This window comes from Paraburkholderia sp. 32 (assembly GCF_050435345.1).
GTDB lineage: Bacteria > Pseudomonadota > Gammaproteobacteria > Burkholderiales > Burkholderiaceae > Paraburkholderia > Paraburkholderia tuberum.
On record NZ_JBNDKD010000001.1, the window covers coordinates 973,636 to 997,748 of the forward strand.

General features: G+C 64.7%; 24 protein-coding genes. 12 read left to right on the forward strand and 12 right to left on the reverse strand.

Going from position 1 to position 24,113, the window contains the following annotated elements; all coding sequences use genetic code 11:
- The first annotated feature begins 22 nt into the window (after nt 1–22).
- On the forward strand, nt 23–847 hold the full coding sequence (locus OKW26_RS04600; RefSeq protein ID WP_429352817.1) for an ROK family protein: 825 nt from the start codon (nt 23–25) through the stop codon (nt 845–847).
- Between the two features lie 137 nt (nt 848–984).
- Here the strand turns inward: OKW26_RS04600 and OKW26_RS04605 are convergent, their stop codons facing one another.
- Together OKW26_RS04605 and OKW26_RS04610 are read right to left on the reverse strand one after the other, a co-directional pair.
- Nucleotides 985–1,395: a type VI secretion system amidase immunity protein Tai4 gene (locus OKW26_RS04605; protein WP_429334570.1), complete on the reverse strand. Its 411-nt coding sequence runs from the start codon at nt 1,393–1,395 to the stop codon at nt 985–987.
- 192 nt (nt 1,396–1,587) lie between these two features.
- Nucleotides 1,588–2,157 carry a hypothetical protein gene (locus OKW26_RS04610; RefSeq protein WP_429352818.1) on the reverse strand — a complete coding sequence of 190 codons (570 nt, stop codon included), beginning with the start codon at nt 2,155–2,157 and terminating at the stop codon, nt 1,588–1,590.
- Nucleotides 2,158–2,258: 101 nt separating this feature from the next.
- On the opposite strand from OKW26_RS04610, the gene OKW26_RS04615 reads away from it, so the two are divergent.
- Nucleotides 2,259–2,825: a YbhB/YbcL family Raf kinase inhibitor-like protein gene (locus OKW26_RS04615; protein ID WP_429352819.1), complete on the forward strand. Its 567-nt coding sequence runs from the start codon at nt 2,259–2,261 to the stop codon at nt 2,823–2,825.
- A gap of 47 nt (nt 2,826–2,872) precedes the next feature.
- Here the strand turns inward: OKW26_RS04615 and OKW26_RS04620 are convergent, their stop codons facing one another.
- Nucleotides 2,873–3,868 carry an aldo/keto reductase gene (locus OKW26_RS04620; protein ID WP_184057878.1) on the reverse strand — a complete coding sequence of 332 codons (996 nt, stop codon included), beginning with the start codon at nt 3,866–3,868 and terminating at the stop codon, nt 2,873–2,875.
- 277 nt (nt 3,869–4,145) lie between these two features.
- Between OKW26_RS04620 and OKW26_RS04625 the strand changes: the two genes are divergently transcribed.
- The 5 genes from OKW26_RS04625 (at nt 4,146) to OKW26_RS04645 (ending at nt 8,947) form a co-directional block, all read left to right on the forward strand.
- Nucleotides 4,146–6,326: a TonB-dependent receptor gene (locus tag OKW26_RS04625; protein WP_429352820.1), complete on the forward strand. Its 2,181-nt coding sequence runs from the start codon at nt 4,146–4,148 to the stop codon at nt 6,324–6,326.
- A 67-nt stretch (nt 6,327–6,393) separates the two neighbouring features.
- Nucleotides 6,394–7,077: a Fe2+-dependent dioxygenase gene (locus tag OKW26_RS04630; RefSeq protein ID WP_184030542.1), complete on the forward strand. Its 684-nt coding sequence runs from the start codon at nt 6,394–6,396 to the stop codon at nt 7,075–7,077.
- Nucleotides 7,074–7,796: a PepSY-associated TM helix domain-containing protein gene (locus OKW26_RS04635; protein WP_429352821.1), complete on the forward strand. Its 723-nt coding sequence runs from the start codon at nt 7,074–7,076 to the stop codon at nt 7,794–7,796. The genes OKW26_RS04630 and OKW26_RS04635 overlap by 4 nt, the downstream gene beginning before the upstream one ends.
- Before the next feature lie 110 nt (nt 7,797–7,906).
- Nucleotides 7,907–8,596: a nitroreductase gene (locus OKW26_RS04640; protein WP_187611578.1), complete on the forward strand. Its 690-nt coding sequence runs from the start codon at nt 7,907–7,909 to the stop codon at nt 8,594–8,596.
- Between the two features lie 36 nt (nt 8,597–8,632).
- On the forward strand, nt 8,633–8,947 hold the full coding sequence (locus OKW26_RS04645; protein ID WP_429352822.1) for a high-potential iron-sulfur protein: 315 nt from the start codon (nt 8,633–8,635) through the stop codon (nt 8,945–8,947).
- A 28-nt stretch (nt 8,948–8,975) separates the two neighbouring features.
- On the opposite strand, the gene OKW26_RS04650 is transcribed toward OKW26_RS04645, so the two are convergent.
- Nucleotides 8,976–9,326: a DOPA 4,5-dioxygenase family protein gene (locus tag OKW26_RS04650; protein WP_090810310.1), complete on the reverse strand. Its 351-nt coding sequence runs from the start codon at nt 9,324–9,326 to the stop codon at nt 8,976–8,978.
- 30 nt (nt 9,327–9,356) lie between these two features.
- A complete protein-coding gene (locus OKW26_RS04655; RefSeq protein ID WP_429352823.1) occupies nt 9,357–9,860 on the reverse strand; it encodes an N-acetyltransferase family protein in 504 nt (167 codons plus the stop codon).
- Between the two features lie 391 nt (nt 9,861–10,251).
- Here OKW26_RS04655 and OKW26_RS04660 point away from each other — a divergent pair, with 391 nt between their 5' ends.
- From OKW26_RS04660 to OKW26_RS04680, 5 genes are all read left to right on the forward strand, one after another.
- Entirely contained in the window at nt 10,252–10,524 is a 273-nt protein-coding gene (locus OKW26_RS04660; protein WP_090807933.1) for a DUF1488 domain-containing protein, read from the forward strand.
- A gap of 866 nt (nt 10,525–11,390) precedes the next feature.
- Nucleotides 11,391–11,864: a hypothetical protein gene (locus tag OKW26_RS04665; RefSeq protein ID WP_429352824.1), complete on the forward strand. Its 474-nt coding sequence runs from the start codon at nt 11,391–11,393 to the stop codon at nt 11,862–11,864.
- Nucleotides 11,865–12,255: 391 nt separating this feature from the next.
- Complete coding sequence (locus OKW26_RS04670; RefSeq protein ID WP_429352825.1) at nt 12,256–12,609, forward strand: YciI family protein; 354 nt, start codon at nt 12,256–12,258, stop codon at nt 12,607–12,609.
- 179 nt (nt 12,610–12,788) lie between these two features.
- Complete coding sequence (locus tag OKW26_RS04675; protein WP_429352826.1) at nt 12,789–13,202, forward strand: YciI family protein; 414 nt, start codon at nt 12,789–12,791, stop codon at nt 13,200–13,202.
- A 77-nt stretch (nt 13,203–13,279) separates the two neighbouring features.
- Entirely contained in the window at nt 13,280–14,554 is a 1,275-nt protein-coding gene (locus OKW26_RS04680; RefSeq protein WP_429352827.1) for an RNA polymerase sigma factor, read from the forward strand.
- A gap of 53 nt (nt 14,555–14,607) precedes the next feature.
- Here the strand turns inward: OKW26_RS04680 and OKW26_RS04685 are convergent, their stop codons facing one another.
- From OKW26_RS04685 to OKW26_RS04715, 7 genes are all read right to left on the reverse strand, one after another.
- Nucleotides 14,608–15,225 (reverse strand): LysE family translocator, encoded by a 618-nt coding sequence (locus OKW26_RS04685; protein WP_429352828.1) that lies wholly within the window; start codon nt 15,223–15,225, stop codon nt 14,608–14,610.
- A 52-nt stretch (nt 15,226–15,277) separates the two neighbouring features.
- The gene (locus OKW26_RS04690; RefSeq protein WP_184052885.1) at nt 15,278–15,865 is read right to left on the reverse strand and encodes a DUF4337 domain-containing protein; all 588 of its coding nucleotides are present in this window, start codon (nt 15,863–15,865) and stop codon (nt 15,278–15,280) included.
- A 124-nt stretch (nt 15,866–15,989) separates the two neighbouring features.
- Complete coding sequence (locus OKW26_RS04695; protein WP_429352829.1) at nt 15,990–16,958, reverse strand: quinone oxidoreductase family protein; 969 nt, start codon at nt 16,956–16,958, stop codon at nt 15,990–15,992.
- A gap of 140 nt (nt 16,959–17,098) precedes the next feature.
- Nucleotides 17,099–20,167: an efflux RND transporter permease subunit gene (locus OKW26_RS04700; RefSeq protein ID WP_429352830.1), complete on the reverse strand. Its 3,069-nt coding sequence runs from the start codon at nt 20,165–20,167 to the stop codon at nt 17,099–17,101.
- Nucleotides 20,168–20,183: 16 nt separating this feature from the next.
- Entirely contained in the window at nt 20,184–21,335 is a 1,152-nt protein-coding gene (locus OKW26_RS04705; RefSeq protein WP_429352831.1) for an efflux RND transporter periplasmic adaptor subunit, read from the reverse strand.
- A gap of 53 nt (nt 21,336–21,388) precedes the next feature.
- Nucleotides 21,389–22,972: an efflux transporter outer membrane subunit gene (locus OKW26_RS04710; RefSeq protein ID WP_429352832.1), complete on the reverse strand. Its 1,584-nt coding sequence runs from the start codon at nt 22,970–22,972 to the stop codon at nt 21,389–21,391.
- A 312-nt stretch (nt 22,973–23,284) separates the two neighbouring features.
- On the reverse strand, nt 23,285–24,019 hold the full coding sequence (locus OKW26_RS04715) for a GNAT family N-acetyltransferase (RefSeq protein ID WP_429352833.1): 735 nt from the start codon (nt 24,017–24,019) through the stop codon (nt 23,285–23,287).
- Nucleotides 24,020–24,113 lie beyond the last annotated feature (94 nt).

Sequence of the window (24,113 nt, forward strand, 5' to 3'; positions counted from 1 at the left end):
CTCAACACAATCGGGAGACATCGTGGCAACACGCAAGAAGAACGCAGTGAAACGGAATGCGCCGACAAGCGGCAGCGAGCACATCCTCGCGATCGATGTCGGCGGCACCGGCCTGAAGGCCGCGATCATCGACGCCGACGGGCAGATGAAAACCGAGCGCGTGCGCGTTGCGACGCCGCATCCGTGCACGCCGGATCAACTGGTGGACGCGCTCGCGCAACTCGTGGCTCCGCTCATCGAGCAGGTGCGGCCCGTCCGTATCTCGATCGGGTTTCCGGGTGTCGTGCGCAACAACCGCATTCTGACCGCGCCGCACTTCGGCATCGAAGGATGGCACGACATTGCGCTCGCGGATTCGCTCGCGCAGCGCCTGGGCGGACTGCCGGTGCGGATGATCAACGACGCCGAAATGCAAGGCTTCGCGGCGATCGAAGGCCACGGCCTCGAATTCGTGCTGACGCTCGGCACCGGCGCCGGCACCGCGATGTTTCGCGATGGCGAGCTGATGCCGCATCTGGAGCTCGCGCATCATCCGGTCAGCAAGAAGGGCGTGGCGTACGACGAATACATCGGCGAGGCCGCGCGCGAGCAGATCGGCAACAAGCGTTGGAGCCGGCGTGTCGAGAAGGTGATCGGCATTCTCGAGTCACTGGTCAATTACGACAAGCTGTGGATCGGCGGCGGCAACGCGGCGCGCATCAAGTTTTCGCTGCCGGCGAACGTGGCGACCGTATCGAACGACGCGGGGATCGAGGGCGGCGCGAAATTGTGGCATCCGCTGTCGGTGCGCGAGACGCGACAGTATCCGGAGGCGACGCAGAAGACGGGGCGGTTCAAGCCGAAGTGAGGCGGTGGATTGCCGCCGCCATCACGTATCCAGTGCCGCGGCTCCACGTCCAACGGTTCATATCAACCCCTCAACGATTGCCAAGGCGATCCGTGCCCGAGCACTGGTCAGCGCTTCGACGCTGGACGTGCTCATAACTACTTCGGCTCTGCTGGCAACGGATTATCTTGCCGGTAAGTGCGCTTGGGGTTAATGACCAAACGCTTGACCTGTGCGTCCAATTCCTTACTGTGATACAGGTCCAGACACTTCAGGAAATCGAAACGGACACCTTCAGTTTCCGATTCAACCAGCGGGTTTTGATAATTTCGCGCCAAATAATTGTCCACCAAGGTTTTGATCGCGTCTGGAGCCTTCTCCAAGTCGTAGTAAGTCCAGTCTCGCAATGCACTGACGCTGCTTCCCGCATCCATAGCAGCATCTTTGTCGTTCCTGTAGGCGGTCGCTATGCAAGTAGCCAGAACCATGTCTTTGTAATTCTGTGCATAAGTACGTGCTCCAGCTTGAGGAGTCGCACGTTGATCGCCTTTTGCATAGCAAGCAGACATGCCGAAGATGAGGGCAAAACCAGTTAGGATGCCAGCCCCGACCTTCTTCACGGCAAACTCCAGAAGTTCGCGCGGTCAGTGCGATACTTCGCCTCAGGTTCGTTGAAATAGCAGTGGTCGTAACAGTAGTTTTCGCGCAATCCAGTTGTCCATCACGGGGTGACGGTCTCGTTCACTGCTTCCGCGGTTTGTCTAACGCCCGACGTTTGTCGTACTCGCGCGCAAGGTAAATGTTTTGCCGTCGAACGCGTAGTAGTAGGTTCCGTGCTCGGCGTTTTCATTGCGGCTACCGTGAGCGATCAGCAGGCAACTGTCTGCGCGATAGGCAAGCGGATCCGTGATGTCCAGCGGCCAATCGGAAACCGTGAACGGCAGCGAAGTGACGCGGCCCGAGTTCGTATCGATTGCCGCCGCCATCACGCAGCCAGCACCGCATCCCCACGTAGCGAGAACGTAGTGGCCCGCGAAGTTAATCGGCTCCTTTGCGGCTTCACGAAGAATGCTGCGGTAATGACGTGCCGTCGCGTCCGTGAATATCATGCGTGGCATCGCAGCGTGCCTGGACTCGACAGTGGCGGGACAATCCTCAAACCTGAGAACCGATTCCGCAAGGGCCAAACCGGATACTGCGCCGAACATCAATGTGGCAATAAGCCAGGACGAAAGACGCATCGTTTTAATACCAGTGGTGTTGTTGCCAGAATCCTTTGGCCATATTGTTTGATTCTCGGAGCCCCATGCGCAATATGCCGCCTCTTCCATCTCAAAAATGCCGCCTCTTCCATCTCAAAACAACATTCTCGTTATAGTTGCTCTCTGAACTGCAAAGCTCTCAACGGCACGTCCAACCCCGGAGACTCCCAATGACTCGCATCCACCTGACCCTCGCGCGGCGCCTCCTCTCCGTCGGCGCGTGCGCGCTGCTCGCTTACGCGTGCGCGCATGCGTATGCGGCACAGGCCTTCGCGGTGTCGTCGCCGGGACTGGCCGATGGCGGCACGCTCAACGCAAGCCACGCGGCGAGCGCGAACAATTGCGGCGGCGGCAACGTGTCGCCGGCGCTGCAATGGCATAACGCGCCGGCCGGCACGAAAAGTTTCGCGGTGACGATCTTCGATCCCGACGGCGCGAAAGGCCTCGGCCTCGTGCACTGGATCGTCTATGGCATCGCGCCTACCACGACTGGACTCGCCGAAGGCGAAGCCGCGCCGGCGGGCAGCGTCGCCGGCACGAATCGCACCGGCGGCCCCGGCTATTACGGCCCGTGTCCGCCCGTCGGCGAGGTACCGCATCACTACGTGGCGCAGGTCTATGCGCTCGATCTGCCGCCCGACGCATTGCCGGCCGGCTTGACGCGCGACGCGTTCCACGCCGCGATCAAGGATCACGTGCTCGCCGCGACGAGCACCGTGCTGCGCTACGGACGATGAAGACGCGCGGCCGAACGCCGGGCCGCGCCTGATCTGCCGGCGGGTGGCTAGCGCGCCGCGTCCCCCCAGCGATACTGCACGCTCGCTTCATCGAGCTGGGTCTTGATCGCGGCGTCGAGCGTGAGCCCGGCCGCCGCGAGCGTATCGCTCAACTGCTCCGCGCGGCTCGCACCAATGATCGCCGACGTAATCAGCGGATTCGCGAGCACCCACGCAAGCGAGACCTTCGCCAGCGATTCGCCGGTCGGCGCGACGATCGCCTTCAGCCTTTCGATCGTGTCGAACTCGCGCTCATGCCAGTAGCGCTCCTGATACATCGCGCCAGCCTTGCCGACGCTTTCGGTGAAGCGCCCTTCGGCGGGCGTCGCGTCGAGCCGGTGCTTGCCGCTCAGCAGTCCGCCCGCGAGCGGGTTATACGGCATCACGGCCAGTTGTTCCTCGGCGGCCAGCGGCAGCAGCTCGCGCTCGATCTGGCGAAACAGCAGGTTGTAGCGCGGCTGGACCGACACGAAGCGCGCGACGCGGAGCACGTCCGCGCGCCCCAGTGCGCGCGCGAGCCGGTAGGCGAGAAAGTTCGACACGCCGATATAGCGCGCCTTGCCCGAGCGCACGATCGCATCGAGCGCTTCGAGCGTCTCGTCGAGCGGGGTCTTCGCGTCGTCGGAATGGAGCTGGTACAGGTCGACGTAGTCGGTGCCGAGGCGCTGCAAGGACGCGTCGATCGCATCGAGCAGGTGCTTGCGCGACGCGCCCTGGTCCCACGCGGCGGGCCCCATCTTGCCGACCGCCTTGGTCGCGACGATGAAGCGCTCGCGTTTGCCCTTCAGCCAGCGTCCGACGATTTCCTCGGTGCGTCCGGCCAGATTTTCGTCGCCGCCGAGCGGATAGACGTTCGCGGTATCGATGAAATTGACACCGGCGTCCGCGGCCGTGTCGAGGATGCGGTGCGATGCGGCTTCTTCGGTTTGCAGCCCGAAGGTCATGGTGCCGAGACACAGGCGAGAAACGGTCAGGCCGGTGCGGCCGAATTGGCGATATTGCATAAAGTCGACTCCAGAGGGAAGGAAAGCGCTGCCGAAGCGATGAAACTACATTGTTGTAAAAAGGATAAACCGAGTCGCGATTCAATGTGCCTGACGCACGTCGGGATTGCTGACTTCCAGTAGATATGAAATGATATCGATTCTCATTTAAACCTAGCCAGCCATCCCGTCATCTCCATCTCACACTACGGAGAGCGGCAGCCAGCCATTTGCGGCTTTGTCATGAATTCGACGTCAGTGATGCGAATTTGACAAACGCATTTCTGACGGGATTTCCATGCTCAATCACACGCCGCTCGCGACAGCGCTAGCGCTCGCTTTTGCCATTCCTTTGGCGACCCCGGCGCTCGCGCAAAGCGCGCCGCAGAACGCACAAACCAGCGCACGGAACGACACACCCGCCGCCGCGCAGACGCTGCCGACCATCGGCGTGCAGGCTCAGGCCGTTCAGCAGGACTTCCAGGCCGACCGCGCGACCGTCGGCGCCAAGACGCCGACCGCGCTGCGCGACATTCCGCAGACCGTCACCGTGATCAATCGCGACCTGCTCGCCTCGCAGGGCGCGACGTCGTTTGCGGATGCGCTGCGCAACGCGCCCGGCGTGACGATCGGCGCGGCCGAAGGCGGCCAGATCGGCAACAACATCAACCTGCGCGGTTTCACCGCGCAGAACGACATCTATCTGGACGGCTTTCGGGACCGCAACCAGTACTACCGCGACACGTTCAATCTTGAATCGCTCGAGGTGCTGTACGGTCCGTCGTCGATGCTGTTCGGCCGCGGCTCGACCGGCGGCGTGATCAACCAGGTCAGCAAGAAGGCGAACCTGACGGACTCGGCGGAAGTCTCCGGCATGATCGGCACCGACGACCGCTACCGCTCCACCGTCGACGTGAACCACAAGCTCACCGACACCTCGGCGATCCGCCTAAATGCATTCGGCCAGAGCCTCGGCTCGACGCGCGACGTGATGAAGAACGAGGACTTCGGCGTCGCGCCGGAACTGCGCTTCGGCATCGGCACGCCGACCGAGATCACGCTGTCGGCGCTGATCCAGCACAACCACGACATGCCCGACTACGGCATCCAGGCGCTGAACGGCCGCCCGTCGCCGGTACCGAAGAACACGTTCTACGGTTTGACCAGCGACCGCACGATCCAGGACGTGCAGATCTTCACCGCGGCGATCAAGCACAAGTTCTCCGACGCCCTGACGCTGACGAACCAGACGCAGATCTCGCACTCCATGACCGACGCGCGCGAAACCGCGCCGCAAGCGGTGCTGACCGGACCGCTGTCGTCCAGCACAGCGTTGACCAACGGCAACTTCACGACGCTGTCGCCGTCGCAGCTGTTCATCAAGCTGCAGAGTCATGACCGCGTGATCCAGAATCATGCGATCTACAACGACACGATGCTCGAATACAAATTCGACACCGGACCGATCAGGCACGACCTGATCGCCGGTGTCGAAGTGGGCCACGACAGCTATACGAACCAGGCGTACACGCGCAACAACCTGCCGATCGTGCCGATGCTCAATCCGCCGATCATGGGCACGCCGTCGAACGTGACGACGACGGTGGGCAACTACGCCGATTCGAGAGCGAACGAAATTGCCGCTTACCTGAACGACACGATTACGCTGACGCCGCACTGGAAGCTGATCGGCGGTGTGCGCTGGGATCGTTTCTCCGCGGGAATCCGCAATACGATTAGCGCGCCGGCTTATGCGAGCCAGACCAACTACTTCACGAGCGTGCGCGCCGGCGTCATCTATCAGCCGACCGACTGGCAGTCGTACTACGTGTCGTACGGCACGTCGTTCAACCCGTCGCTCGAAAACCTGACGGTCACGAACCTCACTCAGAACCTCGCGCCGGAATCGACGAAGTCGTATGAAATCGGCGGCAAGTGGGATCTGTTCGGCGGCAACATGTCGGTGACCTCGGCGTTGTTCCGCGAGGAAAAGGACAACGCGCGCACGCAGGTGTCACCGACCGAGTACCAGCTGGCCGGCAACATTCGCGTCGACGGCTTCCAGGCGGGCGTGACGGGACACATCACCGACAAGTGGCAGATTTTCGGCGGCTACACGTACATGGACGCGACGATCCTGAAAGCGGCCGACGGCACTCAGGGCCACACGCCGGCCAACACGCCGCGCAACACGCTGACGTTCTGGACCACGTATGCGATCACGCCGCATTGGGAAATCGGCGGCGGTCCGATCTACATGTCGCCACGTTATGCGTCGAATACGAACTACGTGAAGGTGCCGGGCTACACGCGCTGGGACGCGACCGCGGCCTATCACGCGAAGAAGTACGACGTGCGCCTGAACCTGCTGAACCTCACCAACAAGTACTACTACGACGCGTTGATTCCGTCGGACGGCGGACGTTCGGTGCCGGGCATCGGCCGCACGCTGCTCGCGACGTTCAACTACCGCTTTTGATACGCACTGAGCGCATGCGTACGGCTTGCCGCTTCTGCAAACGGCAAGCCGACGCGAAGGACACACTATGTTGCTGCACATTCCGAAGGTACTGGACGCCGGGCAATTGCGCTTCATGCGCGAGCGGCTCGATCGAGCCGGCGACGCATGGGTCGATGGCCGCGCGACCGCGGGCTATCAGGGCGCGCCGGTCAAGCGCAATCAGCAGATTGCCGAGCACTCGACGCTCGCGCGCGAACTCGGCGATGTGATTCTCGCGGCGATCGAACGCAATCCGCTGTTCATCAGCGCGGTGCTGCCCAACCAGGTCTATCCGCCGCTCTTCAACCGCTACGAGGGCGGCATGCAGTTCGGCAGCCACGTCGACGGCGCGGTGCGCGTGCTGCCGAACGGCGTGAAGCTGCGCACCGACGTGTCGGTGACGCTGTTTCTCAGCGCGCCCGACGAATACGACGGCGGCGAACTCGTGATCGAGGACACCTACGGCGTGCAGCAGGTGAAACTGCCGGCCGGCGACATGATCGTCTATCCGGCGACGAGTCTGCACCAGGTGACGCCAGTCACGCGCGGCGCGCGGGTGGCGAGCTTCTTCTGGGTGCAGAGCCTCGTGCGCAGCGACACGCATCGCGCGCTGCTGTTCGACATGGACACCGCGATTCAACGGCTCAATGCCACCCATGCCGACGAAGCTGCGCGACGCAGCCTCGTCGGTTGTTATCACAATCTGCTGCGTACCTGGAGTGAAACGTGAGCGTCTCGGACACCCTCGACATTCAACCGCCCGCGGCCGGCGAACATGACGCGCAGGAGCCGCGTCGGCTCGATGACCATGAACTGAAATCGCGCCAGCAGCGCTCGCGTCGCGCGACCTTCATCAAGTGGCTGCGCAAGGTGCATGGGTGGGTTGGACTGTGGGGCGCGGCGCTCGGTCTGCTGTTCGGCACGACGGGCTTCTTTCTGAATCATCGCGGCGGCCCGCTGCGCGTCTCGACCGGCGAGCCGCAGGTCTCGGTGATGCAGGTGCCGCTGCCGCAACCGGCGCCGCAAACGCCGCGCGAGCTCGCGAAGTGGCTCAAGCAGGAGTTGAAGATCGCCGGCAATCCGGGGCGCATGCAGAAGGAAGCCGAGCATCCCGTGGCATGGGGCGATCGCAGCGTCGTGCAGCCCGAGCACTGGCAACTGAGTTTCGGGTCGCCGAAGGAAAACACGTCGGCCGAATACTGGGTCGGCAACCACACCGTGACGGTCAAGCGCAGCGCGAACACCTTTCTCGCGATTCTGACGAACATGCACAAGGGTGTGGGCTTGAGCGTCGGTTGGGTGCTGCTGATCGATACGCTCGCGGGCAGCCTGATCCTGCTGTCGTTGACGGGCGTGCTGTTGTGGACCGAGTTGAACAAGCGCAAGACGGTGGGGCTCGCGCTCGTGGTCGGATCGATTGCGGCGGCGGTGGTGTTGGGGACGATGTAAGGGCGCAGCGCAACGCTTCGGGCGATGCCTGCGCGCTGGCGGGCAGGCTTTGAGCGGTACGCGCTAGAATCGTCGCAGACCTACTCCGCAGGCTCTGCCGCCATCCGCCGATGACCTCTTCCGCGAACCCCGTCGACACCGCGCTGACCACGCGGCGCTCGGTGCGCGCCTTTCTGCCGACACCGGTGCAGCGCGCCGACATCGAAGCGATTCTCGAAGCCGCCAGCCACGCACCGTCGGGCACCAACACGCAGCCGTGGAAGGTGTACGTGCTGACGGGCGAATCGCTCGCGCGTCTGTCGCGCGATCTGCTCGCCGCCTACGACGATCCGCAGCGCGACGAGCTGTACCAGGAGGAGTACGCGTACTATCCGCGCCAGTGGCAGTCGCCGTTCATCGACCGGCGTCGCAAGATCGGCTGGGACATGTATAGCCTGCTCGGCATCGAGAAGGGCGACAAGGCGCGTATGCACGAACAGCACTCGCGCAACTTCCGTTTTTTCGACGCACCCGTCGGTCTGCTGTTCACGATCGATCGCAGCCTCGAGCGCGGCAGCTGGCTCGACTACGGCATGTTCCTGCAGGCGATCATGACGGCCGCGCGCGGGCGCGGCCTCGACACCTGTCCACAGGCCGCGTTCATGCAGTTTCATCGACTGATTGCCGGACATCTCGGGCTGCCCGAAAACGAGCAATTTGTGTGCGGCATGTCGCTCGGTTTCGGCGACCCCAACGCGCCGGTCAATACGCTGCGCCCCGAGCGCGAACCGGTCGAGCGCTTCGCGCGCTTTCTCGATTGAACGCATCCCTCAGTCCCCACCCAGAGGCAAACGACAATGAAAACATCGCGGCGCCATTTCCTGTTGGTCAGCGCGGGCGTCGGCTCGTCGCTCGCGCTGTCTCGGCTCGCGTTCGCCGCGACCGTTCCCAATGCGCTCAGCGAGAGCGATCCGCAGGCGCAGGCGGTCAGCTATACCGAAGATGCGTCGAAGGTCGACAAGGCCAGATTTCCGAACTTCGCGGCCGGGCAATCGTGCGCGAACTGCTCGCTGTTCCAGGGCAAGGCATCGGACGCATACGGCGGCTGCACGCTGTTCGCCACTAAACAGGTCGCGTCGCGCGGCTGGTGCAGCGCGTATACGAATATGTGAGCACGCCGCCGTAGCGTTCGCAGCGGTGCTATAGCAGCGCCTTCAGCACGAGTTCGTGCGAGTGCCCGATCCAGACGGCGGCGTCGCGATGATCGCGCAGCGCGTCGCCGGTGTTCGGATGCAGAAAGACATCGAGCGCGCCGTGATTGAGCGTGAGCCAGCCGACCACGTCGGCGAACTGCGTGTGCGCAAAGGCGAGCTGATACGACCACATCGGATGCGGCCCGACCGGCCGTTCGTGGAAGCGCCCGATCTGCAGTTTGTCGCCCCAATGCGCGTCGATCTGCTCGCGAAACGCCCAGGCGGCATCGCGGCTCGCCGGGTCGAAGTAGATGTGCGCGTGCCAGCTTTGTATCGCTGAAGCAGCGCGAAAAGTCATATCAGAGTTCATTGCCAGGCTCGTTCCGTATCAGTCTTTATCCGACATTCGTTCTGCTTCGCTTTCCGCTGGCGCGCGCGCTGCAAGGCGCATGTGAAACTGTGTCTGATCCTCGCCGACGATCTCGAAGCCAAGACGATCGTACAGCCGTTTGGCGGGATTGCCCTTGAGCACCTGCAAGCTGACCGGCAACGCTTCGGCCGCGGCGGCGCGCAGGATCGTGCGCAGCGCTTGCTCGCCGATGCCGCGACCCTGCAGCGCCGGCGCGATCTGCAACTGCACGACGAACCATTCGTCGTCGTTGCGATGCGCCTTCAACAAGCCCGCGGGCGCGCCGTCGATACAGACCACCTGCGCCGCGTCGTAGCGATGCAACAGGCGCGCGCGATGGACGTCGTCGTCGGTCGGCTCGCCGGCGCGCGCCAGGTGTTCGGTCATCGTCGCCTTGCGCAGTTCGAGCAGGAAGGCTTCGTCGTCGGGTTGCGCGGGGCGCAAGGTCAACCCGGATCGTTGGTCGGGCAGTTGGGTGGACATGTCGGCAAGGTGGTGGCGCGCGATGATCGTGCGAAGCGCGAGTAAGAATTGTCGTCGATTGTCGCGCCGGCTGCGCTTTTTTACCACGCGGCTATGTTGCAGTCTTCTCACTTTGCGATGCAGGGAGAACGCTCGATGCGGCGAGGCGCCGCCTGCTGCGTTGTGTGGCATGCGCATTGCTGAAGGTTGAACCGCTTTTCGCGGGCACGGTCGTCGACCCATCGCGGCCGCGCTATCCGCACCACCGTACGAACAGACAAGACGAGGCCTCCGACGATTGGCGCGCGAACGTCCGCTTGCCGCGTCATCCGATGCGGCGAGCGTCCAGATGGTTATCCGGGGAGGTTCCCGTGATGCGGCGAACGTCGTAATCAACGTTGCGAGGTGGGCTATGACGATGATCGAGGTGGTACCCAGCGTCTCGGCAGATGGACGCGCGGTGATTTTCCAGCTTTCGTCGCAGGGACGAGACCTTGAATGCGCGGTCACGCGCGAGGCGCTCGAGCAGCACTTCTGGCTGCAACGCGGCGCGGGTGAGGCGCGCGTTCTGAAGACGTTCGCGGATGGGCGTAAACGTATTACGGCGATCGCCGAACGAAAAATGCTCGCGCGTCCCGGTGAGAAGGTCTTGCTGACGATCGACGATTTCTCCACACGCGGTTGACGTGCTTGGCGTGGCGCGCGTCATCGATCGAAGCTGCACACGCGATGACGCCGGCGCGACGGCACCGGCTCCGCTCGGCGTGAATGCGGCCGGCTTCGCACTTCGCGTTTTTCTCTCAGGCTTTCGCAGCACCGTTTCGGTGCAATCGCTGATTTCACGTCGAGCGCTCCGTGGGGCCGCTGTTACATCGATTCGGCAAATTAACCCACCAAAGCGCTTCGGTTCGCTGAATTGCTTTCGCGCGTGCGCGCATACACTCTTTTCCATGGAGCGAGGAATCACCGACCTCCATCGATGCGATCTTCCCCTCGTGTCGGATTTGAACCGTACCGTTGATGAAGTCTGCAGTTCGCAGTGCGTATCTGGCAGGTTTGCAGTCCGCAGTTGACGCAATACAAGCGCGCAATGCATCGAGCACGAGCGCGAAGCAACAGGGGTAGCGGCCAGAAGTAGCAGATAGCGAGGACCGGCCCACATGCAGTCGCAATTGAAGTGGTAGTTTGAATCGGCAGTTTGAAGCTTGCTGTCGAGCGGTAGTAATTGCCGGTGCAGTACACGTAAGCAATAGCTTTGCAGGTTAGGTGGTTATAGGTTGGCAGGCATCCACGCGCCTGCTCGGCCGTTCCATCCTGTCAGCCCTGTTCCTCGCGGAACAGGGTTTTTTTTCGTCGCAACGAAGCGGGCTTCTTGTTTCTGGCGGCGTCGAACCGATGTGCGGACACTGCGTTCTTCGATGCGTTCGAAGAACGGGCGCGTCGCATGGGGTGAACTGTCGGGCGCGAAATACGTCGGACGCTTGAGCGCGGCGTTTGCCGCCGTCGCGTGCCGAAGTCCGGGCGCGCTGCCGAAAGAAGGAGGTTGAATCGATGTCCAGCAAGTCGCGAGTTCGCAAGCCCGGCCGCACGGCCATGTCCCCGTTGTTGCGTTCTCTGACCCAGAGCCGCACCGCGCACGCGCCGGTCACGCAGACCATGCTGTTGCAGGCCTACGCCGCGCTCGATGCATTCCGCCGCGGCCACGGCGCGCGCATTCTGCACACGACGCTGAGCCGGCATTTGCTGGTGTCGCAGGAACTTGTGCATGCCGGACGGGGCGCCGACGCGCGCGCCGACATCGAAAGCGCGCATGCGGCGATGGTGCGGCTCGATGTGCGCGAGCGCCAGACTGGCCGCTGGTCGCTCAAAGACGACGACTACGCAAGTCTGTGCGCGGCGCTAGCGATTTTCGACGGACAGTTGTCGGCGGCGTCGCTAAGCGAGCTGGCGAGCGCGGAAGCGAAAATGATCGAAGGTTTGATGCGTTCCGCGCGACTGCGGGCGCTGGCGGAAGCGGCGGTTTGAGCGGCACGCATCTAGCGGCGAGCATTTCGAAAGCGTCGCGGGTCACCGGCGCTGCGCTCAATGCGCTATCGGCGAGCCCGGGCGAGTGGCTGCCCGCTGCGCTGCGTTTCGTCGAACGGCTGATACGACCGTTTCAGCGCGGACATAAATGGATTCCGGACACATTGAAAGCGGCATCGACATGTCGCGCGAGGCCGGCTGGTGCGCGTGGCGCGGCTTGTTACGAGTGTCCGTAGAAGTCCCGCCGGGCGCGTTTGCCGCTGCGATTCCCGCTTGCTAGACTGGCTGCGCCTACCTGCTCGCGTACCTCCTGCATACCGCCGAGGCCAGGCGTCGCTGGCGTCGTTGCGATTCCGACCCGCGCATACAACCGAGCCCTATCGGAGACATCATGTCCTACATGCTGCTGATCGTCGAACCCACGGACCAACGCGAGGAGCGCCCCGAAGCCGCGGGCCGCGACCTCTACGACCAGATGGTGCGTTTCTCCGAGAACCTGAAAGCGCGCGGCAAGCTGCTCGCGGTCGAGTCACTGACTTCGCAGAAGGACGCCGTGCGCGTGCAGGTCCGCCATGGCCAATCGAAGCTCGTCGACGGGCCGTTCGCCGAGGCGAAGGAGATGATCGGCGGCTTCTTTCTGTTGAACTGCGACAGCCGTGAAGAGGCCGTGGCGATCGCGCAAACCTGCCCGGCGGCGTCGTGGTGCACGGTCGAGGTGCGCAAGCTCGGACCGTGCTTCATCTAGGCACGCGTGACTCCCACGTCACCAGCTTCGGTGTTTTCCCTGGGATGTCGGGACCGCCGCGCGTGTCGATCGGACCGTGCATCGCGCGTCGTGTGAGTAAGGGGCGAGCCGGCGTGGCTCCGCCAGGCGATTCACAAGAATCCACTCACGACCAACCACTAACAACAAGGAGCAACGACATGCGATTCATGATCATCGTCAAATCCACGGCCGCGAGCGAAGCCGGCGAGATGCCCGAACCGTCCCTGATCGCCGCCATGGGCGCCTACCACGAAGAACTCGCGAAGGCCGGCGTGCTGCTCGACGCGACGGGCCTGCAGCCGAGCTCGAAAGGCTGGCGCGTGCGCTATAGCGGCGGCAAACGGAGCATCGTGGACGGGCCGTTCGTGGAGACCAAGGAGCTGATCGCGGGTTACACGTTGATCCAGGTGCGCTCGCGTGACGAGGCGATGGAATGGGCGCGGCGTTTTCCGGCGCCGTTCGGTGAGCACGCCGATGGCGAAATCGAAGTGCGGCAACTGTTCGAACTCGACGACTTCGAGCCGGGGCCGGAAGTCGAGCGCTTTCACAAGCTCGAAGAAGATCGCCGCTGATTTGATGGACGACGTCTGGGAGTCCGCGTACATGGTCCTGAACGCGCAACCGCCGGCAGCAGGTGAAGGCTGACGCCGTGACGATACAGGCCACCCATCGTGCGATCGACGCTGTCTGGCGGATCGAATCCGCGAAGGTCATCGCTCACGTCGCGCGGATCGTGCGCGACGTGGGACTCGCCGAGGAACTCGCGCAGGACGCGCTGGTGGCCGCGCTCGAACATTGGCCGGACGCGGGCGTGCCCGACAACCCCGGAGCGTGGCTAATGACGGCCGCGAAGAACCGCGCGCTCGATCGCCTGCGCCAGGAGGCGCTGCATGCGCGCAAGCGCGAGGAGCTCGGCCACGATCTCGACGCGATCGAAGCGCACGTGGTGCCCGATTTCGTCGATGCGCTCGACGCCGCGCGCGCCGACGACATCGGCGACGATCTGCTGCGGCTCATCTTCACCGCGTGCCATCCGCTGCTGTCGACCGATGCGCGCGTCGCGCTGACGCTGCGCCTGCTCGGCGGCCTCACCACCGACGAAATCGCGCGCGCGTTTCTCGTGCCGGAGCCGACCATCGCGCAGCGGATCGTGCGCGCGAAACGCACGCTGTCGGCGGCGCGCGTGCCGTTCGAGGTGCCGCAGGCGGACGCGCGCGCGGCGCGGCTCGCGTCGGTGCTGCAGGTGATCTACCTGATTTTCAACGAAGGTTATTCGGCCACGGCCGGCGACGACTGGATGCGCCCGACGCTATGCGAGGAGGCGTTGCGGCTCGGGCGCGTGTTGAGCGGACTCGTCGCCGACGAGAGCGAGGTCCACGGTCTCGTCGCGCTGATGGAGATTCAGGCGTCGCGTACGCACGCGCGCACCGACGCCCAGGGGCGTCCGGTACTGCTGCTCGATCAGGATCGCAGCCGCTGGGACCCGCTGCTGATTCGCCGCGGCCTCGCCGCGCTGGACAACGCGCATGCGCTCGGCGGCGAGAGCGGGCCGTATGCGTTGCAGGCGGCGCTCGCCGCGTGCCATGCGCGAGCGCGCCGCGCCGAGGACACCGACTGGGCGCAGATCGTCGCGCTCTACGATGCGTTGGCGCAGGTCGCGCCGTCGCCGGTAGTGGAGTTGAATCGCGCGGTCGCGGTGGGGATGGCGTTCGGGCCGGCGGCCGGACTCGACATCGTCGATGCGCTCGCCGCCGGTTCGGCGCTCGCGAATTATCACTGGCTGCCGAGCGTGCGCGGCGATCTGCTGGTCAAGCTTGGACGCGTCGACGAAGCCCGCGTGGAGTTCGAGCGCGCCGCGGCGATGACGCGCAATACGCGCGAGCGCGAGTTGTTGCTGGAGCGTGCGCGCGGGCTCGCGGATTGAGGTTGGCACATTGGTGCTGGCACATTGGTGCTCACGCACACGTCAGTGCCGCCTCAACGAATCAGCTGCCGCACCCCCAAAGCAACGATCAAGCCGCCGCACACACGATCCGCCCACATCTTGCCGCGCCGATAAGCCGACGCGATGCGCTGATGCGACAGCGCCAGCGCGACGAACCCATACCAGCTGCTCGCGACGACGAACACCATGCCGAGCATCGCGGCGAACGTGCCGGTGCTCACATGCGCTGGCGCCGCCGACGAAAACACCGCGGCAAAAAACGCCATCGACTTCGGATTCGCGATGTTGGTCGCGAAGCCCTGCGCGAACGCCTGCCTGAAGCCGCCCGCCGGTGCCTTGACGAGCACCGCTTGCCGCGCCGCCGAGGCATTGAAGATCAGCCGCCCGCCGAACCACAGCAGGTAACACGCGCCCACGATCCTGACCACGAGCGCGAGCCACGGGAACGCGGCGAACACGATGCCGACGCCAAGAATCGCGCAGCTGGCCCAGAACAGATTGACGAGCACGATGCCGGCGACCATCGCGAGCGCTTCGATGCGCGTCGCCGAAGCCGCCTTGTGCGCGACCGCGACGAAGTTCGGGCCCGGACTCACCACGCCCGCGACATACACGGAAAACACGCCGACCACGGCGGACCCATCGATCACGACACGCTCCCGATTGCAAAGCTCGGGGTGAAAAGTAACGCGAGCATCCCGCTCATAGCCCGAAAAACGCCGCGCCCGCGGTCAAGACGCCCACTCCCGCGACGAGGTACGACAGATTGCGCAGCCAGTTCTTGCGCGTAAGCAGCGTGATCGCGCACAGCGCAATCGCGACCTGAATCAGCAGCGTCGCCTGAGCCCAGCGATGATGGCCGTGCAACAGCGTTTCGCTGCGCGTATCGGCGGCGACGACCTGTTTTTCGATCGCTTCTGCGTTCGCGCGGATCGGCTCCTTCTGCTGCTTGTATTTCTCGACGTCGGCGACGAACTTCGCGTGCGCGTCGCTATTGGGCGCCGACAGCGCCGCGCCGAGTTCCGCGAGGTTTTCCTTTTCGCCCTTCGCCTGGTAGTAGCTCCACTGGTTCGACGCTTCGGTCTTCTTGATCGCGGCTTCGTTCTTGTAGAACAGCGCGAGGTTTTCGGCGTTGCCGCTCTGGTACGCGCACAGCGCGCCGATCGTCGCGAGGATCGCGGTCATCACGGCCATGCGGCTCGCGAACGGATCGGCGTCGTGATGCGCGGCGTGGCCGGCGTGTTCGACGGCATGGTCGTGCGGACCGTGCACTTCATATTCTTCAGACATCAGATTCTCCGAGGCAATGCTTTTGTCGTTCTCCCCGGACGGCGCGGGCGCCCGGCGGCCTCAATCTTAGCGTGTCGCGGACGCCCGGAGGCCGCAGCTTCAATGCACTGTGCCAGAGGGACGGTTATTGCATGCGAATCACGACGCGCCCGTGCGTGCCGGCGGCGACCGCCTCGTAGGCTTCGCGCGCGCGGGCGAGCGGGAATTCCTGCGCGATCGCCGGGCCGCTCAGCTTGCCGTTGTCGAAGCCCTCGACGAGCGCCGTCATCAGCGGCGCCGATTCCGCGACGCCGAGCTTCGCGCTGTCGACGCCGAGCAATTGCGTCTCGTTGTGATAGAAGTCGATCAGATCGAACTCGACGCGGCGCTTGCCGGTCCCGCTGATTTCGAGCACGCGGCCGCGCCGCTTCGCGAGACTCAGCGCGGTCTCGAACGCGACACCGCCTACCGTGTCGTATACGACTTCCGCGCCCGCGCCGCCGGTCAGCTCGCGCACGCGTGCGGCCGCGTGTTCGTCGAACGCCACGTAGGCGTCGATCAGGCGGCCCGCGGGCGTGGCGGGATCGAGCGGCCGGCGGTCGACGGCGATCACGCGCGCGCCGCGTGCTTTCGCGATCTGCACGACCGCGCCCCCGACACCGCCGCCCGCGCCAAGCACGGCAATGGTCTCGCCGGCCTGCAACTTCGCGTATTCGACGCTGCCGAGCCACGCGACCACGAAGTTCACGCCGATCGCCGCTGCCTCGACGTGGCTCAACGCCACGGGCTTGCGCGACAGCGCCGCGACCGGAATGCCGAGGTACTCGGCGTGCGTGCCGTCGCGCGTGAAGCCGATGTCGCCGCCGGTCCCCCACACCTCGGCGTCGAGCCACGCGGCCGGGCCGTCCACCACCACGCCGCTGAAGTCGCGCCCCGGCGTGCGCGGCAGCACCGTATGTTCGAAATGGCCGGACACGTTCTTCACGTCGCTCGGATTGACCGAGGCCGCCATGACCCGCACGACCGCATGCTCCGCGTCGGCCTGCGGCGTCGGCAGATCGACGTATTCGAGCACTTCGGGGTTGCCAAAAGATTTGAACTGAATCGCTTTCATCGTGCGTGGCTCCGGTTGGTCTTGCGCCGCGTTGCGCAGCGAATGCACCGTAGTCTAAGTGATGCGAGTAAAGGCATCAGGACAGCGGCTTTCAGATTTCGGACAACAACCCGCGCGCCGGGTACGCGATCACCCACGCTCTAACCCGCCTGACCCGCCTCGTCGGCCTTCGGCGCCTGAGCATGCCGCTGGTGTTCGGCGGCCAGAAACATGTACATCGCCGGCACGACGAACAACGTGAACAGCGTGCCGATCGACATCCCGGTGAAGATCACGAGCCCCATTGCGTTGCGGCCCGCCGCGCCCGCGCCCGACGCGATCACGAGCGGCACCACACCGAGCACCATCGCCGCGGTCGTCATCAGGATCGGGCGCAGCCGCACGCCCGCCGCTTCCTCGACCGCTTCGCGCTTCGCGCGGCCCGCGCGCTGCAGTTCGTTGGCGAACTGCACGATCAGAATGCCGTGCTTGCTGACGAGCCCCATCAGCGTGACGAGGCCGACCTGCGTGTAGATGTTCAGCGTCGTCAGGCCGATGTTGATGAAGATCAGCGCGCCGAACAGCGCCATCGGCACCGAGATCAGGATCACGATCGGATCACGGAAACTCTCGAATTGCGCCGCGAGCGCGAGGAACACGATGATCGTCGCGAGCAGCAGTGTGATGACGAAGCCGCCCGACTCCTGCACGAACTGGCGCGACTCTCCCGAGTAATCGGCTGAATAGCCGGCCGGCGCGACCTGCGCGGTCGCCTTGCGCAAAAAATCGAGCACCTGGCCTTGCGACACGCCCGGCACGATCACGCCGGAGATCGTCGCCGAGTTCAACTGCTGGAAGTGGTTGATCGATTCGGGCACGACGCTGTGCCGCAGATGCGCGATCGTCGACGCCGGAATCACGTTGCCGTCCGGCGTGCGCAGATAGTAGTCGAGCACTTGCGACGGATTGAGCCGGTCGATCTGCAACACCTGCGGAATCACCTTGTATGAGCGTCCCGCAATCGAGAAGTAGTTGACGTAGCCGCCGCCCAGCGCCGACCCGAGCGCCTGTCCGACGTCGCTTTGCGACAGCCCGAGCGAGGCCACCTTGTCGCGATCGACGACGAGCGTCACTTCCGGCTTGTCGATTTTCAGGTCGCTATCGACGAAGAAGAACATGCCGCTCGCGCGCGCTTTTTCCAGCACTGCTTGCGACACCTCGTTGAGGTTTTCGAACGGCTCGGTCGTGCTGATCACGAACTGCACCGGCAAGCCCTGCGCGCCCGGCAGCGGCGGAAACTGGAACGCCGCGACGCGCGCGCCCGCGATCTGATTCCACTTCTGCTGCAACTCCTGCTGCAGCACGGTCGCGTTCTTGCCGCGCTGGTCCCAGGTCTTGAACAGCACGCCGCCGATGCCCCGGTTGACAGTCGGCGAGCCCGTGAGCTGGAACATCTGCGAATATTCGGGCAGTGTCTTCGAAGCATCGAACACCTGGTCCGCGTAGGTCTGCATCTGCTGGATCGTCGCGTTGGGCGGCCCGATGATCTGCGAGAGCACGATGCCCTGGTCTTCCTGCGGCGCGAGTTCCGACTTCGAGGTCATGAACAGATACACCGTGCCGCACAGCAGCAGCGCGCCCATGATCACGAACACGGGCCAGGTGTCGAGCGTCGCATGCAACAGGCGGCCGTAGCCGCGATGCACGCGCTCGAACTGGCGGTCGACGAAACGCGCGAAGCGCCCCGACTCCTGCGCGGCGCGGAAGAAGCGCGAGCACATCATCGGCGACAACGTGAGTGCGATTACGCCCGACACCGTCACCGCGCCCGCGAGCGTGAACGCGAACTCGGTGAAGAGCGCGCCCGTCAGCCCGCCCTGGAAGCCGATCGGCGCGTACACGGCGATCAGCACGACGGTCATCGCGACGATCGGGCCGCCCAGTTCGCGAGCGGCGATCAGCGCGGCGTCGAACGGTGTTCTGCCTTCGTGCTTCATGTGCCGATCGACGTTCTCGACGACGATGATCGCGTCGTCCACGACGAGCCCGATCGCGAGCACGAGTGCCAGCAGCGTGAGCAGATTGATCGAATAGCCGAGCACCTGCATCACGAAGAACGTGCCGATCAGCGACAGCGGCATCGCGATCAACGGCACGATCACCGCGCGGAAGCTGCCGAGAAACAGGAAGATCACGACGGTCACGATCACGAGCGCTTCGACGAGCGTTTTGATCACTTCCCTGATCGCGGTGTTGACGAAGTCGGTCGCGTCATAAACGATGTCGCCCGTCATGCCGGTCGGAAACTGCTTCTGCAGATCCGGAAACACGGTTTTCACGCGCTTGGCTACGTCGAGAATGTTCGCGTCCGGCGCGACCTTGATGCCGATGAACACCGACCGCTTGCCGCTGAACGCGACGTTGAAGTCGTAGCTGTCGGCGCCGAGCACGACGTTCGCGACATCCTCGAGACGCACGATCGAGCCGTTCTTCTGCTTGACGACGAGCTGCTTGAAGTCGTCGACGGTATGCAGGTCCGTGCCCGCTTCCAGGTCGACGCTGACCATTTGCCCCTTCGTCGTGCCGAGCGTGGCGAGATAGTTGTTGTTGCCGAGCGCGGTGTACACGTCACTCGCGCTCACGCCGTGCGCGGCGAGCCGCGCCGAGTCGAGCCACGCGCGCATCGCGAACTGCCGTCCGCCGAGCACTTCGCCGGTCTGCACGCCCTGGATCGAATCGAGCTTGGGCTTGACCACGCGCAGCAGGTAATCGGTGACGTTGTTGCTTGGCAGCACGCTGCTGTAGAAGCCCATGTACATCGCGTCGGTGGTCTGCCCGGTCTGCACCGTCAGCACCGGCTGCTGCGCCTGCGGCGGCAACTGGTTGCGCACCGAGCCGATCTGCGTGTTGATCTCGGTCAGCGCGCGGTTCGCATCGTAGTTCAGACGCAGCGTCGCGATGATCGTCGACACGCCCGTGATGCTCGTCGACGACATGTAGTCGATGCCCTGTGCCTGCGCGATCGCCGCTTCGAGCGGCTGCGTGATGAAGCCGGCGATGGTGTCCGAGTTCGCGCCATAGTAGGCCGTCGTGATCGTGACGACCGCGTTCTCGGTCTGCGGATACTGGCTGACCTTCAGCACCGCGAGCGCGCGCAACCCGAGCACGAGGATCAGCAGGCTCACGACCGAAGCGAGTACCGGCCGGCGAATGAAGATGTCCGTGAACATGGTCGGGCGGCCTCGCTTATTGTTCCTGCGGCGTCGGATTCGGACTGTCCGACGGCTGCACGCGGTTGTCGATGATCAGCGGCGTGCCGTTCTTGAGCTTGATCTGGCCGCTGGTCACGACCTGCGTGCCGTCGTCGATGCCCTTCAGAATCGCCACCTGGTCGCCGCGCGTCGGCCCCGGCGTTACGAACACCTGCTGCGCGACGGGCAGCGTCTTGCCCTGCGCGTTGGGCCGCGTGCCGGGCTTCACGATGAACACGGTCGCGCCGTACGGGTTGTAGGTGATCGCCGTTTGCGGCAGGGTCAGGTAGCGCTGTTCGGCGCCCGAGTCGATCTTCACGTTCGCGTACATGCCGGGCAGCAGCTCGCGCTCGCGATTGTCGACGCTCGCTTCGATCTGCACGTTGCGCGTCGCGCTGTCGACTTTCGGGCTCATCGACTGGATCTTGCCGGTGAAGGTTTTCCCGCTGTACGCGTTGGTATCGACGCTGACGGTCGCGCCGATCGCGAGCTGGCCGAGCTGTTGTTGCGGTACCGAGAAGTCGGCGTAGATCGGATCGATGGCTTGCAGCGTGACGATCGCGTCGCCGGGATTCAGGTATTGCCCCGGATTGATCGTCGTGATGCCGAGGCGCCCCGCGAACGGCGCGCGAATCGTCTTCTTGTCGACGAGCGCCTGCTGTTGCGCGACCTGCGCCTTCTTGCCCTTGAGGTCGGCCGCATCGGCGTCGAGCTGCGCCTTCGCGATCGCCTTGATGTCGTACTGCGCGCGGTCGCGCTCGTAGACCGTCTGCGCGAGTTGGGCCGCGGCCTGCAGCGATTGCAGCAGCGCGACGTCGCTGTCGGCGTTGAGTCGCACGAGGATCTGTCCGGCTTTCGCTTCCTGCCCCGACACGAACGCGACCTCGCGCACGAGGCCGGCGACTTCGGTCGTCACGTCTACGCCGCGCACCGCGCGCAGGCTGCCGACCGCCGCGAGCTGCGGCTGCCACGACTGATAGTGGACCACCACCGCCGAGACCGTGGCGGGCGGCGCGGTGTTGGCCGTCATGAACTTCGCGAACATGTGCGCGCGGAACAGGTTGAAGCCGACCAGCGCGGCGAGCAGCAGGCCGACGCTGATCAACATGATCACCATCCGCTTTGTCATCGGTTTTCTTTCGGCCATCGTGATGTCCTTGCTCGGCTTGGGGCGAGGGCTGGGGTTGCGTCAGGGCACGGTCAATGTGGCGTTGCGGCGGTTGCCGTCGTTGCTGATGGCGACGACGTGTTCGACGCGCTCGCCGACGCGGCGGCCGGCGCGGCGGCCGGCGCGGCCGCGGACTCGGGCGCGGCGGCATTCCACCAGCCGCCGCCGAGCGCCTGGAACAGCGCCGCCGTGTCGGCGTAACGCGCGGCCTGCGCCTGCGCGAGACTCACGACCGTTTGCTGATACTGGCGTTGCGCGTCGAGCAGCGCGAGGTAGCTGACACCGCCGACGCGATACTGTCCGCGCGTCAGTTCGAGCGAATCGCTCGCGGCGCGCGACGCGTCGGTCTGCGCCTTGAGGCCGGTTGCGTCGTGTTCGAGCGCGCGCAGCGTGTCCGCAACGTTCTGGAACGCGAGCAGCACCGTCTCGCGGTATTGCGCGCCGGCCTGCTGGTAGGCGGCCTCGGCCGCGCGCTTCTGCGCGCTCAGCTGGCCGCCGTGAAAGACCGGTTGCAGCAAGCCCGCGCCGATGCTCCAGATCGTGCTGCCGGCCCTGAGCACCTGCGCGGGCGTCAACGCTTCGGCGCCGTAGCTCGCGGACAGCGTGATCTGCGGATACATCGCCGCGGTCGCGACGCCGACCTGCGCGCTCGCCTGATGCAGCGCGGCGTCGGCGGCAAGGATGTCGGGGCGCTGGTGCACCAGCGACGACGGCAGGCTCACGGGCAGCGTGTCGGGCAGCGAGAACATGTCGAGCGTGAAGTCGGGCACCGAGGTATCGCTCGGCAGCTTGCCGGCGAGTACCGCAAGCTGATGGCGCGCCTGATCGAGCTGCTGTTGCAGCGGCGGCAGCGTCGCGCGGGTCTGCGCGAGCAGCGTTTCCTGCGCGAGCACGGCCGTGCGGCTCACGCCGCCGAGTGAGAATTGCTGGTCGAGCACGTTCAGCTGCTGCTCTTCCTCGGTAGCGATCCGCTCGGTCGCGTCGATCTGCGCGCGCACCGACGCTTCCTTGACCGCCGCGGTCACGATGTTGGCCGATATCGTGAGATAGGCGGCCTGCAGCTGGAAGCGCTGATAGTCGATCTGCGCATGCAGCGCTTCGAGTTCGCGCCGCGCGCCGCCGAACACGTCCAGCTTGTACGAGACGTTGACCGACGCGTTGTAGAGATTGAATTCCTCGACGAGGCCGGGTTCGCCGAACGCGATGCCGTTGATCTTTTCGCGCGTGGCGCTCAGTTGCGCGTCGACGCTCGGCAGCAAGGTGCCGCCGGCTTGCGCCGTGTAATTCTCGCGAGCCTGTCGCAACGCCGCCTGCGCGGCGGCCATGTTCGGACTGTTGGCGATCGCCTCGCGGATCAGCGCGTCGAGCGGCTCGCAATGAAACAGCGTCCACCACGCGGCGGGAATGTCCTGGGCCGGCGCGAAACGCTGCGGCAGGCCTGCGGGGCCGGGCGCGGAGGCGGTCTGGTCGGGCAGCGGCGCGGTGGTGAAGGTGTCGGTGGCCGGCGCGGGCGGCGCGTGGTAGTCGGGGCCGACCATGCAGCCGGCCAGCGCGACGCAGCTGCACAGCGCAACGTAGAGGCGCCGCCAGACAATACGCTGACTCACGTCGATCATCGATCTACCTTGTATCGCCAATGGCGGGTGGACCGGACGAAGATGTTCAGGGCACCCGAACGTTCTTGGAGTTGTCTTGCCGACGCTGGAATTTACCATGCACGGCGCGAACCGCGCTTGGCCTCGCGTTCGCTGGCGGACGAAGGTGGATACGAGATCACGTAGGAGGGCGGTGATGGCAGGCGGTGCTGCCGCTGTCTGCCACGCCCGGCGCGGCATTCACGACAATTTCACGGATTCGGGCACGCGGTTGGCTCGGCATCGCGCTTGGCGAACTGGTCGAGCTGTTGCCTGGTTATCGATCGTCTGGTTTTACCGGGCCTCGTCCGCCGCTCGGCGCTGCGCGATCAGATTGGCGAGCCGCTCGACCTGCTGCCCTTGCGCATCGAAATTGCCCGCGTCGAGCCACCGCTCATAGCAAGAGCGCAATGCCGGCCACTCGCTGTCGATGATCGAAAACCACGCCGTGTCGCGATTGCGCTCGCGATAGACGATCGCCTGCCGGAAGATCCCCTCGAACGTAAATCCATAGCGCAACGCGGCCTTGCGCGACGGCTCGTTCAGCGAATCGCATTTCCATTCGAAGCGCCGATAACCGAGCTTGTCGAACACTTCGCCTAGCAGCAGGTACATCGCATCGGTCGCGATGCGCGTGCGCTTGAGCCGCGGCGAATACGTGACGTGGCCGACTTCGATCACGCCGTTGGCCGGATCGATCCGCATCAGCGAGAGCGTGCCGACCGGCTTGCCCGTCGCCAGGTCGATGACCGCATAGTGCAGCGGATCTTTCGATGCCGCCATCTGCGTCAGACGCTCACGATAGGCCGCGAGACTGTCGAACGGGCCGACCGCCAGATAGGTCCAGTCGCGGCCGTCGGTGGCCGAGCCGTACGCGTCGAAGAGGTCGGCCGCGTGGCGCTCGACGTCGACCGCTTCGAGCCGGCAATAGCGGCCGCCGAGCGGCTCGCGGCCCGGCGGCTGCGCGCCGTGCCAGCCGGGCAGGGGTGCGCCGATTGGCTGGCCGTAGGCGTTACGTGTGGGTTCCATGTCTGTTCTCCCGTCGATGAATGAGCGATGCCGGAGGATGCCGATGCGTGTCGATGCAGGAACGATACGGCAAACGTGGTATGTTCAAAAGATC